The organism is Streptomyces sp. NPDC057099 (assembly GCF_042671245.1).
In the GTDB taxonomy this organism is placed as follows: Bacteria; Actinomycetota; Actinomycetes; order Streptomycetales; family Streptomycetaceae; genus Streptomyces; species Streptomyces purpurascens.
In genome coordinates, this window is sequence record NZ_JBHUTX010000006.1 from 124,019 (window position 1) to 138,651 (window position 14,633).

The 14,633-nt window shown below is 71.2% G+C and carries 15 protein-coding genes; 7 read left to right on the forward strand and 8 right to left on the reverse strand.

Annotation, left to right across the window (positions count from 1 at the left end; genetic code table 11):
- The first annotated feature begins 8 nt into the window (after positions 1–8).
- A complete protein-coding gene (locus ACFT4A_RS11005) occupies positions 9–485 on the forward strand; it encodes a carboxymuconolactone decarboxylase family protein (protein WP_382828010.1) in 477 nt (158 codons plus the stop codon).
- A gap of 49 nt (positions 486–534) precedes the next feature.
- Here ACFT4A_RS11005 and ACFT4A_RS11010 read toward each other — a convergent pair whose 3' ends face one another.
- The 3 genes from ACFT4A_RS11010 to ACFT4A_RS11020 form a co-directional block, all read right to left on the reverse strand.
- Positions 535–2,025, reverse strand: coding sequence for a glutamate synthase subunit beta (locus ACFT4A_RS11010; protein WP_382828012.1), 1,491 nt, complete (start codon positions 2,023–2,025; stop codon positions 535–537).
- 118 nt (positions 2,026–2,143) lie between these two features.
- A complete protein-coding gene (locus ACFT4A_RS11015) occupies positions 2,144–2,623 on the reverse strand; it encodes a DUF1772 domain-containing protein (protein WP_382498852.1) in 480 nt (159 codons plus the stop codon).
- A 182-nt stretch (positions 2,624–2,805) separates the two neighbouring features.
- Positions 2,806–3,489: a DUF2293 domain-containing protein gene (locus tag ACFT4A_RS11020; RefSeq protein ID WP_382828015.1), complete on the reverse strand. Its 684-nt coding sequence runs from the start codon at positions 3,487–3,489 to the stop codon at positions 2,806–2,808.
- 174 nt (positions 3,490–3,663) lie between these two features.
- On the opposite strand from ACFT4A_RS11020, the gene ACFT4A_RS11025 reads away from it, so the two are divergent.
- Together ACFT4A_RS11025 and ACFT4A_RS11030 are read left to right on the forward strand one after the other, a co-directional pair.
- The gene (locus ACFT4A_RS11025) at positions 3,664–4,296 is read left to right on the forward strand and encodes a uridine kinase (protein ID WP_382828018.1); all 633 of its coding nucleotides are present in this window, start codon (positions 3,664–3,666) and stop codon (positions 4,294–4,296) included.
- A 173-nt stretch (positions 4,297–4,469) separates the two neighbouring features.
- The gene (locus ACFT4A_RS11030) at positions 4,470–4,895 is read left to right on the forward strand and encodes a CBS domain-containing protein (RefSeq protein ID WP_382828021.1); all 426 of its coding nucleotides are present in this window, start codon (positions 4,470–4,472) and stop codon (positions 4,893–4,895) included.
- Positions 4,896–4,952: 57 nt separating this feature from the next.
- On the opposite strand, the gene ACFT4A_RS11035 is transcribed toward ACFT4A_RS11030, so the two are convergent.
- Positions 4,953–6,080: a magnesium and cobalt transport protein CorA gene (locus ACFT4A_RS11035; RefSeq protein WP_382828024.1), complete on the reverse strand. Its 1,128-nt coding sequence runs from the start codon at positions 6,078–6,080 to the stop codon at positions 4,953–4,955.
- A gap of 250 nt (positions 6,081–6,330) precedes the next feature.
- On the opposite strand from ACFT4A_RS11035, the gene ACFT4A_RS11040 reads away from it, so the two are divergent.
- Positions 6,331–7,125 carry a methyltransferase gene (locus ACFT4A_RS11040; RefSeq protein ID WP_382828027.1) on the forward strand — a complete coding sequence of 265 codons (795 nt, stop codon included), beginning with the start codon at positions 6,331–6,333 and terminating at the stop codon, positions 7,123–7,125.
- 150 nt (positions 7,126–7,275) lie between these two features.
- Here ACFT4A_RS11040 and ACFT4A_RS11045 read toward each other — a convergent pair whose 3' ends face one another.
- Entirely contained in the window at positions 7,276–8,229 is a 954-nt protein-coding gene (locus ACFT4A_RS11045; protein WP_382828030.1) for a carbohydrate kinase family protein, read from the reverse strand.
- Positions 8,226–9,131, reverse strand: a complete 906-nt coding sequence (locus ACFT4A_RS11050; RefSeq protein WP_382828472.1) for a pseudouridine-5'-phosphate glycosidase — start codon at positions 9,129–9,131, stop codon at positions 8,226–8,228. Before ACFT4A_RS11050 ends, ACFT4A_RS11045 begins: the two co-directional genes overlap by 4 nt.
- Positions 9,132–9,233: 102 nt before the next feature.
- Between ACFT4A_RS11050 and ACFT4A_RS11055 the strand changes: the two genes are divergently transcribed.
- Complete coding sequence (locus ACFT4A_RS11055; RefSeq protein ID WP_382828033.1) at positions 9,234–9,662, forward strand: VOC family protein; 429 nt, start codon at positions 9,234–9,236, stop codon at positions 9,660–9,662.
- A 23-nt stretch (positions 9,663–9,685) separates the two neighbouring features.
- On the opposite strand, the gene ACFT4A_RS11060 is transcribed toward ACFT4A_RS11055, so the two are convergent.
- Together ACFT4A_RS11060 and ACFT4A_RS11065 are read right to left on the reverse strand one after the other, a co-directional pair.
- A complete protein-coding gene (locus ACFT4A_RS11060) occupies positions 9,686–10,240 on the reverse strand; it encodes a methylated-DNA--[protein]-cysteine S-methyltransferase (RefSeq protein ID WP_382828035.1) in 555 nt (184 codons plus the stop codon).
- Between the two features lie 75 nt (positions 10,241–10,315).
- A complete protein-coding gene (locus tag ACFT4A_RS11065; protein ID WP_382828037.1) occupies positions 10,316–11,188 on the reverse strand; it encodes a glycerophosphodiester phosphodiesterase in 873 nt (290 codons plus the stop codon).
- A gap of 285 nt (positions 11,189–11,473) precedes the next feature.
- On the opposite strand from ACFT4A_RS11065, the gene ACFT4A_RS11070 reads away from it, so the two are divergent.
- Both ACFT4A_RS11070 and uvrB read left to right on the forward strand, forming a co-directional pair.
- Positions 11,474–12,346: an MHYT domain-containing protein gene (locus ACFT4A_RS11070; protein WP_382828039.1), complete on the forward strand. Its 873-nt coding sequence runs from the start codon at positions 11,474–11,476 to the stop codon at positions 12,344–12,346.
- Positions 12,347–12,386: 40 nt separating this feature from the next.
- Positions 12,387–14,540 (forward strand): excinuclease ABC subunit UvrB, encoded by a 2,154-nt coding sequence (gene uvrB / locus ACFT4A_RS11075; protein ID WP_382828042.1) that lies wholly within the window; start codon positions 12,387–12,389, stop codon positions 14,538–14,540.
- Positions 14,541–14,633: the final 93 nt, after the last annotated feature.

Below are 14,633 nucleotides of genomic sequence, written 5' to 3' on the forward strand. Positions count from 1 at the left end.
TGAGGGACATGACGACGAACACGACCACCGACACAACCACCCCCCGGCTGGAGTTCGCCAAGTCCGCCCCGAAGGCCTTCCGGGCCCTCATCGCCTTCGACGCCGCCGCCCGTGAGGGCCTCGACCCGGCCCTCGTCGAACTGATCCAGATCCGCGCCTCGCACCTCAACCACTGCGCGTACTGCCTCCACATGCACACCAACGACGCCCGCAAGGCCGGCGAGAGCGAGGACCGGCTGCACATGGTCGCCGTCTGGCGCGAGGCCCGCCACTTCTTCACCGAGCGGGAGCAGGCGGCCCTCGCCCTCACGGAGGCGATGACCCTCGTCGCCGACGCGGGCGTTCCCGACGACGTCTACGCGCGGGCCGCGTCCCTCTTCGAGGAACGGGAACTGGCCCAGATCCTCGCCCTGATCTGCACGATCAACACCTGGAACCGGGTGGCGCTGTCCACGGCGAAGGTGGCGGGCACGGACGAGCGGTGACCGCCTTCCGAGCGGCCGTCCTGCCAGACCATCATGTGCCGGTCTTTCTCTAGACCACCATGGGCCGGTCGTACGGCCCGATCGGTGACGGCAGCCGCGAACTGCCCGTCAGATGACGGTCGACCGCGGCTGCCACGGCCCGCCCCTCTGCGATCGCCCAGACGATGAGCGACTGTCCCCGGGCGGCGTCGCCCGCGGCGAACACGCCGGGCACGTTCGTGGCGAAGCCGGCGTCACGCGCGACGGTGCCGCGGGGCTCCATCGCCAGCCCCAGCTGGTCGACGAGCCCGTCGTGCCGGTCGGGCCCGGAAAAGCCGAGGGCGAGCAGCACGAGGTCGGCGGGGAGCGTCCGCCCGGTGCCGTCCACCGGGCGGCGCCGCGCGTCCACCTCGACCAGGTGCAGCGACCGCACATGCCCCTCGGCGTCTCCGTCGAAGCGCAGCGTGGACGCCGCGAACAGCCGCGCGTCCGCGTCGGCGACCGGAGCGGTCCGCAGATCACGGGCCTCCTCGTGCGCGGCGGAGAGCCGGTAGATCCGTATCGGATACGTCGGCCAGGGCTCGGCGTCCTCGTCGCGCCGGGTCTCCGGCAGCGCGTAGATGTCCAGCTGGGTCACCGACGCGGCACCCTCCCGGACGGCCGTGCCCAGGCAGTCCGCCCCGGTGTCGCCGCCGCCGACGATGACGACGTGCTTCCCGGCGGCCGACAGCGGGGACGCCTCCAGATCGCCCGCGCACACCCGGTTGGAGAGCGGCAGGTACTCCATCGCCTGGTGAACCCCCGTCAGCTCCCGCCCCGGCACGGTCAGTTCACGCCACGCGGTCGCCCCCGTGGCGAGCACCACGGCGTCGTACCGGGTCCGCAGCTCATCGGCCCCGATGTCCTGTCCGACCGACGTCGACGTACGGAACTTGGTCCCCTCGGCCCGCATCTGCTCCAGCCGCCGCTCCAGATGGTGCTTCTCCATCTTGAACTCGGGGATGCCGTACCGCATCAGCCCGCCCGGCCGGTCGGCCCTCTCGTACACGGCGACCGTGTGCCCGGCCCGGGTCAGCTGCTGGGCCGCGGCCAGCCCGGTGGGCCCCGAACCGATCACCGCGACCGTCTTGCCGGACAGCCGCTCCGGCGGCCTCGGCGGCGCGAAGCCCTCCTCCCACACCCGGTCGGCGATCGCGCACTCGACGTTCTTGATCGTGACGGCCGGCTGGTTGATCGCCAGCACACACCCCGCCTCGCACGGCGCCGGGCACAACCGGCCGGTGAACTCCGGGAAATTGTTCGTCGCGTGCAGCCGGTCGGCCGCCGCCCGCCAGTCCTCCCTCGACACCAGGTCGTTCCACTCGGGGATCAGGTTGCCCAGCGGGCAGGCGTCGTGGCAGAAGGGGATGCCGCAGTCCATGCAGCGATCGGCCTGCTTGCTGATGATCGGCAGCAGCGCCCCGGGGACGTAGACCTCGTCCCAGTCCCGCACCCGCTCCTCTACCGGCCGCCGCGGCCAGTCCTGGCGGGGCGTGGTCATGAAACCCTTGGGATCGGCCATGGCCGTCTTCCTTGCGTACGCGTGTGACAGGCCGTGCGTCGTCGGGCGGTGCTCCTCCGGCCACGATACGTCCGCCTCCGGGCCGGTGCCTGTCGCCGCGAGCCGTCGATGTGCGCCGTCAGGTGAGCGCCAGCACGTACGCCACCGCCGCCCCCGCCGAGGCGGCCGTGCGGACGTGGTTCCACATCGTCCACTCGCGCACATACGCCGGCCAGTACGCGGCCGCCTCCGAGGTACCCGGCTCCAGCTTGAGCAGCGCGTCGTTGCGCGGCACGTTCGCGACCATGGTGAGCCCGAACGAGCCGAACAGATACAGCGCGCTGCCCACCAGCAGTTCCACCGTCCCCTCCTCCGGCCACAGCACGAAGGTCACCACGGCGATGACCGCGCACAGCACCGCCGACCCGAGGAACACGACCATGAAGGGCGGCGTCACCGCGGCCACGTTGATCGCGTTCATCGCGGCGACCCCCTGCGCGGGCGGCAGCGTGGCCAGGCCCCGCATGACGAAGGTCGAGAAGCCGCAGAACACCCCGGCCACCAGACCGGTCCCGAGCACCCCCAGCACCGTCAGCACGAAGTACGGTCCGTCGATCATGTCAGCCTCTCCCGCCCGTCGCGCCGGGATCCTGCCCGGCGCCCTTCCTCACCACAAGTGAATTCCCGTACGAGCACAGTGACCATGGCCGAGCGGCGCGGGGCCATAAGCGAACGTCCACGATCCCCCGAACGGCCGTGTCCACCTGTCGACACGGGGCTGCCGGCCGACGCCCGGCCGGGTCACCCGGCGGAATCGAGCCCCGCCTCGGTCCACCCCCTCAGCACCGTCCGCACCGCCGCCGCGATCCGCCGCCGCGCCTCGTGTCTCGGCACCCCGCTCATCAACAGCCGGTCGTACGGCGTGTCCAGATGCCGCACGGACGCCACGACCGCCGAGGTCACCGCCGCCTCGGTCAGCGCCCGTCCCGCGGCGCTGCGGCCCACCCGCCCGCTGCCCCGCTCCGAGGCGTGTGCGGCGATGGCGCGTGCCCGGTCGGCGGGGCATCCGGGATACAGCCGCCGTATCTCCGCCGCGAACGTCAGAGCGAACAGTTCGTCCTGAGCCGCCCGCCGCCGCGCGTCCCGCACCCGGCGCCGCCGCCGTGCCTCGGCGTCCGCGAGACACCGCTGCTCGGCCCTCGCCAGCGCCGCCTCCTCGACCAGGACACCCTGCCGTTCGTAACGGCTCTTGCGCCGGTTGAACCGCACGACCACCGCCGACAGCGTGCTCTCCTCCCGCGATCTGCGTGTCAGCGCGGTGTCGCCGCTCGGCAGGAACACCAGATGCCCGAGGTCGGCACAGTCGAGGCAGCGCGGGGCGCCGTCCTCCAGGACGACCAGAGGCAGCGGCCCTCGCCGGCACTCGGCGCAGTACCGGCCCTTGAGAGGCTGGAAGACGAGGAGCCCGGTGAGGGGCGGAAGCATCGCGCGGGGGACCATACGTCGTTCATTCCCCCTGAGGACGGGACGAACTAGGTCCGCCACGACCGACCCCGGCCCTCCCGACGACTCCCCGCGGCCTGTCCCTCCCCCTCCCCGGCGTCCGAGGAGCCCGCGGGCATGACAGCTCCTGCCCCGGCCTGTCGCATCATGGGCCGTGTGCGACTCGAAGCGATCACCTGGGACCGGCTCGGCGACCTGCTCGCCGAGCGCCTCCTCGACCTGAAGCCCGCCGACGGTGCTCCCTGGCCCCGCATCGCCTTCGACGGCGCCCCGGCCGCCCGCCCCGGGGAACTCGCCCAACGCGTCTGCGAGGCGCTGCGCATACGCGGCCGGCCGTCGCTCGTCGTGGGCACGGAGGGCTTCCTGCGCCCCGCCTCGGTGCGGCTGGAGTACGGCCACCGGGACGTGGAGGCCTATTACAACGGCTGGTACGACACCGGCGCCCTGTGGCGTGAGGTGTTCGGCCCTCTCGAAGCCGGCGGCGACGGCCGCGTCCTGCCCGACCTCTGGGACCCGGCCGCCGACCGGGCCACCCGCAGCCCCTACACCCAACTCCCGCCCGGCGGCGTCCTTTTGCTGCACGGACCCTTCCTCCTTCGGCACTGGTTCCCCTTCGACCTGAGCGTTCACGTCCTGCTCTCCCCGGGCGCGCTGCGCCGCCGCACGCCCGAGGACGAGCACTGGACCCTCCCGGCCTTCGAGTGCTACGAGCACGAGACGGACCCGGCCGGCACGGCCGACGTCCTGGTGCGGGCCGACGATCCGCGCCATCCGGCGTGGAGCGGTTGAGGGCGCTGCTCGCCGCTCGCCGCCGGGCGGGCGTGGGCGCGTTCCGTGTCAGGCGAATTCCGCGTCAGGCGGGTTCCGTGTGCGGGCATCCGGTGGCGCGGCGAGAATGAAGGGCGTCGGGACTCGCGGTGCGTCCCGCGCCGCGCCGGCCGTCCGGCCTCGGGAGGTACTTCATGACCACCGCCGGAGACATCATGCACCGCGGCGCCCAGTGGATCCCCGCCCACGAAACCCTCGACCGCGCCGCCCAGCTCATGCGCGAACTGAACGTCGGCGCCCTGCCCATCAGCGACGAGAACGAGCGGCTCTGCGGCATCCTCACCGACCGCGACATCGTCGTCGGCTGTGTCGCCATGGGGCACGACCCCGCCCGGATCACCGCGGGTGAGATGGCCAAGGGCACCCCGCGCTGGATCGACGCGAACGCCGATGTCGGCGAAGTGCTCCGCGAGATGCGGGAGCACCAGATCCGCAGGCTGCCCGTGATCCAGGAGAAGCGCCTGGTCGGCATGATCAGCGAAGCCGACCTGGCCCGGCACCTGGCGGACGACCAGATCGCCTCCTGGGCCGAGAGCGTCTACTCCACCACCACACGCTGACCCCGGGGGCACCCGGAGGTCCCGCCCGCGGTCACTCCCTGCGCGTCACGGCCGGTGTCAGAGCCAGCCGCTGCGCCGGAACGCCCGGTACAGCGTCACGCACGCGACGGATATGACGCCGATGACCATGCCGTAGCCGTACCGCCAGTGCAGCTCCGGCATGTGCTCGAAGTTCATGCCGTACACCCCGCAGACCATCGTCGGCACGGCGATGATCGCGGCCCAGGCCGTGATCTTCCGCATGTCCTCGTTCTGCGCGACCGTGACCTGCGCGAGGTGCGCCTGGAGGATGGAGTTGAGCAGTTCGTCGAAGGAGGCGATCTGCTCCTTCGCCCGCAGCAGATGGTCCGAGACGTCGCGGAAGTACGCCTGTATCTCCGGGTCGACCGCTCGGATCGGCCGGGTGGCGAGATCCTCCAGCGGGCGGCTGAGCGGCACCACGGCCCGCTTCAGCTCGAGGAGTTCACGCTTTAGCTGGTAGATGCGCCCCGGGTCGGCGCGCGCACCGGTCTCCGCGAAGACATCCGTCTCGACCTGGTCGATGTCCGCCTGCATCGAGTCCGTGACGGTCAGGTAGTCGTCGACCACGTGGTCCGCGATCGCGTGCAGCACTGCGGACGGGCCCTTGGCCAGCTGGCCGGGATCGGACTCCAGCTCCTCGCGCAGCGGACCCAGCGAGCCGTGCCGGCCGTGCCGCACCGTGATCACGAAGTCCTCGCCGACGAACACCATGATCTCGCCGGTGTTCACCACCTCGCTGGTGGCCGTGAGTTCCTCGTGCTCGACGTAGCAGACCGTCTTGAACACCGCGAAGAGCGTCTCCCCGTACCGCTCCAGCTTGGGGCGCTGGTGGGCCTCGACGGCGTCCTCGACGGCCAGCGGGTGCAGGTCGAAGAGCTCGGCGATGCCCGCGAACTCCTGGTCGGTCGGCTCGTGCAGTCCGAGCCAGACGAAGCCCTCCCGGCGCTTGCGCACCCGCTCCACGACATCCACCAGATCCCCGCGCACGGGGGTGCGGACACCGTCCCGGTACGTCACGCAGTTCACCACCGAGGAGCCCAGCGGGGAGCGGGCCGGGTGACTCAGGTCGACGCGCGGGCGCCGCCTGGCCAGCCGAGCCACCTTGCGAAGGCCGCCGACCCCGCCGAGGCTCGTGACCTTCCGCAGATTCCCTGCCATGGACATCCGGATCTCCTTGCGTGAACTCCTCGCGCCGTTCCTGCGCCTTGGCGCGCCAGTCTGCCAGGCCCACGTGAGCTGCGGGTAAGCCTGTGGAAACGACTCATTCCGCTTTGTTCCCGGCTGTGGACGAACGACTCGCCGGTGCCGTCGCTCCGATACATCGACTACATCGACACGGACCGGTGCGGGTGCGGTTCTCCTTACCGGAGCGTCGACGATTAAGAACAAGTAAGACAAATGGGATGATCACGGCATGACGCGAACCGATGGGTACCTCCTCGACAACCCGCAGACCGAGGCGGCAGAGCATTACAGCGCCTTCGCCGCTCTCTTCGACCCGACGACGTTCCGGCATCTCGAGGCGCTCGGCGTCGGATCCGGCTGGCGCTGCTGGGAGGTCGGCGCCGGCGGCCCGTCCGTGGTGTCCTGGCTGGCGAAGAGGGTGGGCCCGACCGGACGCGTCGTCGCGACCGACCACGACACCTCACGACTCGCCCGGGGCGGCCGGCCGGCCGTCGAGGTCCGCGTCCACGACCTCGGCGTACAGGACCCGCCGGGGGAGGGCTTCGACCTGGTGCACGCCCGCCTCGCCCTCGTCCACGTCACCGACCGGCAACGGGCTTTGCGGTCCATGGCCGGCGCTCTGCGCCCCGGCGGGCGCCTCCTCGTCGAGGACGTCGACCCCGCCCTGCAGCCCCTGCTCTGCCCCGACGAGTACGGCCCCGAGCAGCAGCTCGCGAACCGGCTGCGGCACAGCTTCCGCAAGCTGCTCGCCGACCGCGGGACCGATCTCCCCTGTGGCCGCACCCTCCCGCGCCTGCTCCGGGAGGCCGGCCTGACCCGCGTCCAGGCCGACGCCTACTTCCCCCTCGCCTCACCGGCCTGTGCGGCTCTTGAGTCCGCCACGATCCGCCAGATCCGCGACCAGCTGGTCACCGCGGGCCTCGCCACGGACCAGGACATCCAGCGGCACCTCATGAACGTCACGTCCGGCGCGCTCGACCTCACGACGCCACCGATGATCTCGGCGTGGGGGCGCAAACCGTAGCCAGGGGTGGTGCGGGCGCGGGACATCAGCCCGGGCCGGGGCGGTCTGTTCCGCATCAGCCGGGCCCGGGCGGTCCTATCCGCGCCGGACGGGCCGGGGCGGCCTGATCCGCACCAGCCACCTGCTGGGCAAGGCCGCCTCTGCCCCGCATCAGCCGGGCAGAGGCGGCCTGCCGCCCACCCGCTCCACTGCCCGCGCGCCCGCCCGGCAGCCCTCCGCCGCCGCCTCCTCCGGCCCGGCGCCCGCGAGCAGGGCGCCGAGGAACGTTCCGGTGAAGGCGTCACCGGCGCCCGTGGTGTCCTGCGGTGTCGCCGGCACGGCGGGAACGCGGGCGCACACCTTCCCCGCGCGGGCCACGAGTGCTCCCTCGCGCCCCTGCTTGGCGACGACCAGCGGGATGCGCAGGCTCAGCTCGGCCGCCGCGTCGGCGCCGTCGGCCAGCCCCGTCAGCAGGCACGCCTCGTCCCGGCTGGGCAGCAGTACGTCCACGCCCTCCACGAGCGCCAGGAAACGCTCGACGCCCAGCTCGGTGAGGAACCCGGCCGACGCCGGGTCCAGACTCACCGGCACGCCACGTGCGCCCGCGGCCTCCAGAGCCACCGACACCAGGGCGCGACCCTGTTCCGAGAACAGGAGGTAGCCCGACAGATGCAGCCGGGCCACCCCGTCGAGCAGCGCCTCCGACCAGTCGGCGGGTTCGAGCCGCAACGCCGCGCCGCTGTCGGTGAGGAACGTCCGCTCCGCCGAAGCGTCCCCGTCCACCAGACAGATCACCGTGCCGGTCGGCGCCAGCGGATCGACGACGAGCCGCGGGCGCACGCCGTGGGCCGCCAGTTCCCGCTCGTGCCAGGCGGCCGTGTCCGCGCCCACACACCCGAGCAGCCGTACCTCCGCCGCACCCCGGTGTGCCGCCCAGCACGCCACGTTCGCGCCCGCCCCGCCCGGCACCGTCCGGATCGAGGCAACCGTGTCCGTGCCCGCCGCGAGCGGCCCCCGGTGCCGCGCGACGACATCGGTGATGACGTCCCCGACGACCAGCAGCGCCGCGCCCTGCACGGAGCGCTCTCCACAACCCGCGGGGCGGCCGGCCCCGGTCCCGGTCATCCCCGGGCCCAGGCCGCCGCGATCCGCGCCGCCAGACGCACATTGCCGCGGACCGCCGCCAGGTTGGCGCTCAGGGAGGCCCCGTCGGTGTGCCGCACCAGATAGTCGAGCAGGAACGGCGTGACCGCCTGGCCGGTCACTCCCTCCTCCTCGCACGCGTGCAGCGCGTCCGCGAGCACACGCGCGTGCAGCTCCGGATCGAGCTGTTCCTCCTCTGGAACGGGGTTGGCGACGATCAGGGCCGACTCCGGCTCGCCGAGCGCGTCCTGGGCCCGCATGACGCCCGCCACCTGCTCCGGGGTCCGCAGCGTCCAGTCCACCGGATGGCCCGAGTCGGACAGATAGAAACCCGGGAACCGGTCGGTGCCGTAACCGGCCACCGCAACACCCAGCGTCTCCAGCCGCTGCAGGGTCGCCGGAACGTCCAGGATCGACTTCACCCCGGCACACACCACGGTGATCCGGGCCCGCGCCAGCAGCCCCAGATCGGCCGACTCGTCCTGCGTCAGAGTCCACTCCCGGTGCACCCCGCCGAGCCCGCCGGTCGCGAACACCCGGACGCCCGCCCGCGCCGCCAGCAGCGCGGTAGCCGACACCGTGGTCGCCCCGCTCGCCCCGGAGGCCAGCGCGAGCGGCAGATCACGGTGACCCAGCTTGCGGATCCCGTCCTCGTTCGCGACCCGCTCCAGCTGCTCCTTGTCCAGTCCGACATGGGGCCGCCCGTCCAGCACGGCGATCGTCGCGGGCACCGCCCCCTCCTGCCGCACGGCCGTCTCCAGCTCCAGAGCCACCTGGAGGTTGCGCGGCCGAGGCAGCCCGTGGGCGATGATCGTGGACTCCAGGGCCACCACGGGCTGCCGCGCCTCGAGCGCCGCCCGCACCTCTTCCGACATCACCAGCACCACGCGCCTGCCTCCTGTCAGTCGGTCCTCCCTCATCTCTGGCGGGCGGCGCGCCGCGCCAAACCCTTGCGGGCTGTCATGGAGGTCACCAGCCTGGAGTGCATGACGGACCACACAGCACGTCTCGACCACGTCGTCCTCTGGGTGCGCGACCCGGTCGCCGCCGCCGACTTCTACGAGAAGGCCGTCGGCATGGAGCCGCTCAGGCTCACCGAGTTCGCCGCGGGCCAGGTGCCGTTCCCCTCCGTGCGCGTCAACGACGAGACCATCCTCGACCTCATGCCGCTGACCTTCGCGGAACGCATGAAGATGCTGCCCGGCGCCGCCGACAGCGCCGGCCACCCCGTCAACCACGTCTGCCTGTCCCTGCCCCGCGGCGACTTCGACGCCCTGCTCGGCCGCCTCGAGGAACGCGCCGTACCGGTGTCGGAGCTCTCGTACGACTCCTTCGGAGCCCGGGGCAAGGCCACCCGCAGCTTCTACTTCCGGGACCCGGACGGGAACGTCTTCGAGGCGCGGCACTACGACTGACCAGGCGCGGGATCTCAAGCCCCTCAGAAGAGAGGCTCGGGCAGCACCCCTTCCAGGGCGAGCAGCTTCCGCTTGGTCTCCAGACCGCCCCCGAAGCCGCCGATCCCGCCGCCGCTCTCGACGACCCGGTGGCAGGGCACCACCACGGGCAGCGGATTGGCGCCCATCGCCGTGCCCACGGCCTGCGCGGCGCCCGGCTGGCCGACTCGCCCGGCCAGATCGCCGTACCCCACGACCGTGCCGTACGGCACGCCCGAGGCCAGTTCGCGCAGGACCTCCCGGTTGAAGCCGGAGATCAGCGACCAGTCCAGCAGCAGGTCGAAGTCGCGTCGCTCACCCGCGAAGTACGCCGCGACCTGACGTATCGCCTCGGCCAGCAGCGGGGAGCCGGGATCCTCGACGGGCTCGGTGCCCAGGCGCGACGCCAGCCGCTCGACCGCCCGGTCCCGCACCGCGTCCGTGGCATGGAACACGACGCTGACCAGGCCCTCTCGGGTCGCGGCCAGCAGCAGCGGACCGATGCCGCTGTCGACGACGCACCACACGACCCGCTGCTCGACCTGCCCATGGCTGTCCATGCGCCCACCGTACGACCCACCACTGACAACGCCGCCGCGGCGGGAAGGCCGCCGGGCGGCCGTCGGGGCGAGAGATCACCCGCCTACGGCCTCCCGCACCACATCCGGCTTGTTCGTGATGATCCCGTCGACGCCGTACCGGGCGACCCGCTGGGCCGTGGCCGCGTCGTCGACCGTCCAGGTGAAGACCTCCAAGGGCGTGCCGTGCGGTCCGTCGAAAGCCTGCACGGCCGAGACGTACGCCGTGGAGAGTGAGCCGTACGACGGGTTGATCTGGTCGGCGAAGTCGGCGTAGGCCGACAGGTCCGACACCGGCGGCGTCCCCAGGAAGCCGGTCTTCACACCGGGCTTCAGCTCGTGCACCGTCCGCACGCTGTCCGCGCTGAAGCTCTGCACGATCAGCCGGCCCGCCAGATGCGACTTGTCGAGCCAGCCTTCGTTGCTGAGGACCTTGAGCGTCTGGCGCTCTATGCCCGGATACAGCTCCGGGTTCTTGATCTCCAGGAGAAGCTTCTGGTGGTGCCGCTCGACGCGGTCCACGAACTGCTCCAGCGTCGGCACGCGCGCGCCCGCGTAGGCGGGGCCGAACCAACTGCCCGCATCGAGACGGGCGATCTCGGCGGCGGTGAAGTCCTTCACCTTCCAGGGGGCCCGGTCGGGGAAGACCTCCTCCACATCGGTGGTGCGCCGCAGGTTGTCGTCATGGACGACGACAAGCTCTCCGTCCCTGGTCTCCTGGACGTCGTTCTCCACCCAGGGGATGCCCAGCTCGGCCGCCTTGTCCACGGCGGCCAGCGTGTTCTCGGGCGCGTACGCGGAAGCGCCCCGATGGGCGATGACCTGCGGCGCCGGCTCGGCGTCGGCGGCCCGGGCGGGGGAGACGGGGACGAGGAGAGCGGCGGTCCCCAGGAGTGCGGTGGTGGAGGCGGCAACGGCGCGCGCGTGCATGCGTACTCCTCGCGTGAGCGTTCGGCGACATCACAGACAGATCAACTGTGACAGCAGAGGGTCAACGCGAGAGGGGTGCAGGATGGCCACAGGTTGAACGCAGATGACCCAACTCCGGTCACTGGTGCCGCACAACTGGGGCAAGGCCGTGATTCTTTGCCGGAAAGTCGTTCGACCATTCCGGTGGGAGTCATACTCTCTGCGTCAACCCTGACCGCTCGTGCGGTCCTGGGAGGGGGCACATCAGGAGTTCCGGGACGCAAAGGGCGGGAAGGGCAGCCGCGCATGCAGGGCACGGTCGACGGATTCAGCTACGGCCTGGTCACACCCCTGGTGGCCTACCTCATGGCCTGCCTGGGTGGCGCTCTGGGGCTGCGGTGCACCACCAGATCCATGCTCGTCGCCCAGTCGTGGCGCCCCGGCTGGCTCGCCCTCGGCTCGGCCGCCATCGGCTCCGGCATATGGACCATGCACTTCGTCGCGATGATGGGGTTCACGGTCCGGGAGACCCCGATCCACTACGACAAGGCGATGACCTTCGCGAGCCTCGCCGTGGCGATCGTCATGGTGGGCGTCGGGGTCTTCATCGTGGGCTACAAGGGCGCCAGGGGAACGGCCCTCTTCACCGGAGGCACGATCACCGGTCTGGGCATAGCGTCGATGCACTACCTCGGCATGGCCAGCATGCGCCTGGACGGCAAGCTGGAGTACAACACCATCACCGTCGGCATCTCCGTCGCGATCGCCATGTGCGCCGCCACCGCAGCACTGTGGGCGGCCGGCCAGGTCAGGGGATTCCTCTGGAGCGTGGGTGCCAGCCTGGTCATGGGGCTCGCCGTCAGCGGCATGCACTACACCGGCATGGCCGCCCTCGACGTCCACCTCCACGGCACCTCCGCACCCACCTCGGGAGAGTCGCCCGCGGCCCTGCTCGCGCCCATGCTGATCGGCCCGCTCGCCTTCCTCCTGCTCGCCGGTGTCGTAGTGATGTTCGACCCACTGATGGTCATGGGGAAGTCCGCCGCCGTCCCCGTCGAGCAGAAGCCCGGCATCCCCGCCCACACCCACAGCGCCGTCCACCACTCCGCGCACCGCATGCGGTTCCGCCCCCGCCGTCCCGTGGAGCACAGCCGCTCCCGCACCCCGCAGAAGCGCTGATCGGAGCCCGTTGTCAGTGCGGGGTCGTACGGTGGATTCCATGCGGCCCGTTTCCCAGATCGAACGCACGGTGGCGCCCTTCGAGGTCGTCAGCCCCTACCAGCCGAACGGCGACCAGCCGACGGCCATCGCCGATCTCGCCCGGCGCGTCCAGGCAGGCGAGAAGGACGTCGTCCTGCTCGGCGCGACCGGCACCGGCAAGTCCGCCACCACCGCGTGGATGATCGAGAAGCTTCAGCGCCCCACCCTCGTGATGGCGCCGAACAAGACACTGGCCGCCCAGCTGGCGAACGAGTTCCGCGAGCTGCTCCCGAACAACGCCGTCGAGTACTTCGTCTCGTACTACGACTACTACCAGCCCGAGGCGTACGTCCCGCAGTCGGACACCTACATCGAGAAGGACTCCTCGATCAACGAGGAGGTCGAGCGCCTGCGCCACTCCGCGACCAACTCGCTGCTCACCCGCCGCGACGTCGTGGTGGTCGCCTCGGTCTCCTGCATCTACGGCCTCGGTACGCCGCAGGAGTACGTGGACCGCATGGTCCCCCTCAAGGTCGGCGACGAGTTCGACCGGGACGAGCTGCTGCGCCGCTTCGTGGACATCCAGTACACGCGCAACGACATGGCCTTCACCCGCGGCACCTTCCGCGTCCGTGGCGACACCATCGAGATCTTCCCGGTCTACGAGGAGCTGGCCGTCCGCATCGAGATGTTCGGCGACGAGATCGAGGCGCTGTCCACCCTCCACCCGCTCACCGGCGAGATCATCAGCGACGACCAGCAGCTGTACGTCTTCCCGGCCTCCCACTACGTCGCAGGGCCCGAGCGCCTGGAGCGGGCGGTCAACGACATCGAGAAGGAGCTGGGCGAGCGCCTCGCGGAGCTGGAGAAGCAGGGCAAGCTCCTGGAGGCCCAGCGCCTCAGGATGCGCACCACGTACGACATCGAGATGCTCCGCCAGATCGGCTCCTGCTCCGGCGTCGAGAACTACTCGATGCACTTCGACGGCCGTCTGCCCGGCTCCCCGCCCAACACCCTGCTGGACTACTTCCCGGACGACTTCCTCCTCGTCATCGACGAGTCGCACGTCACGGTGCCCCAGATCGGCGCCATGTACGAGGGCGACGCCTCCCGCAAGCGCACCCTCGTCGACCACGGCTTCCGGCTGCCCTCCGCCCTGGACAACCGCCCCCTGAAGTGGGAGGAGTTCCAGGAGCGCATCGACCAGACGGTCTACCTGTCGGCGACCCCCGGAAAGTACGAGCTCTCCCGCGGGGACGGCGTCGTCGAGCAGATCATCCGCCCCACCGGCCTGGTCGACCCGGAGGTCGTCGTCAAGCCCACCGAGGGCCAGATCGACGACCTGGTGCACGAGATCCGGACGCGCACCGACAAGGACGAGCGCGTCCTGGTCACCACGCTCACCAAGAAGATGGCCGAGGACCTCACGGACTACTTCCTGGAGCTGGGCATCCAGGTGCGCTATCTCCACAGCGACGTCGACACCCTGCGCCGCGTCGAGCTGCTGCGTGAGCTGCGCGCCGGCGAGTACGACGTGCTCGTCGGCATCAACCTCCTGCGGGAGGGCCTCGACCTGCCCGAGGTGTCCCTGGTGGCGATCCTGGACGCCGACAAGGAGGGCTTCCTGCGCTCCGGCACCTCCCTGATCCAGACCATCGGCCGTGCCGCGCGCAACGTCTCGGGCCAGGTCCACATGTACGCCGACAAGATCACCCCGGCGATGGAGAAAGCCATCGACGAGACCAACCGGCGCCGGGAGAAGCAGATCGCGTACAACACGGAGCAGGGCATCGACCCCCAGCCCCTCCGCAAGAAGATCAACGACATCGTCGCCCAGATCGCCCGCGAGGATGTCGACACCGAGCAGCTGCTCGGCTCGGGCTACCGCAAGGGACGCAAGGACGGCGGGGGCGCCCCGGCGCCCGTGCCCTCTCTGGGCGGCAAGGCCGCCGAGGGGGCCAAGCCCGCCAAGGGCAAGGGCAAGGCCAAGGCCAAGGAGACGGTGCCGACCGACCGCCCCGCGGCCGAACTCACCGAGCAGATCGAGGAGATGACCACACGCATGCGGGCCGCCGCCGCGGACCTCCAGTTCGAGATCGCGGCCCGGCTGCGCGACGAGGTCTCCGAGATGAAGAAGGAACTGCGGCAGATGAAGGAGGCGGGCCTGGCCTGACAGCGGACCGCGTACGCGCAGTGTTGCAAGACCGACACAAAGCGCCGATCGGGGTACGTCACTGTCAGTGCCGCTGCGTAGGGTTCTGGTCAA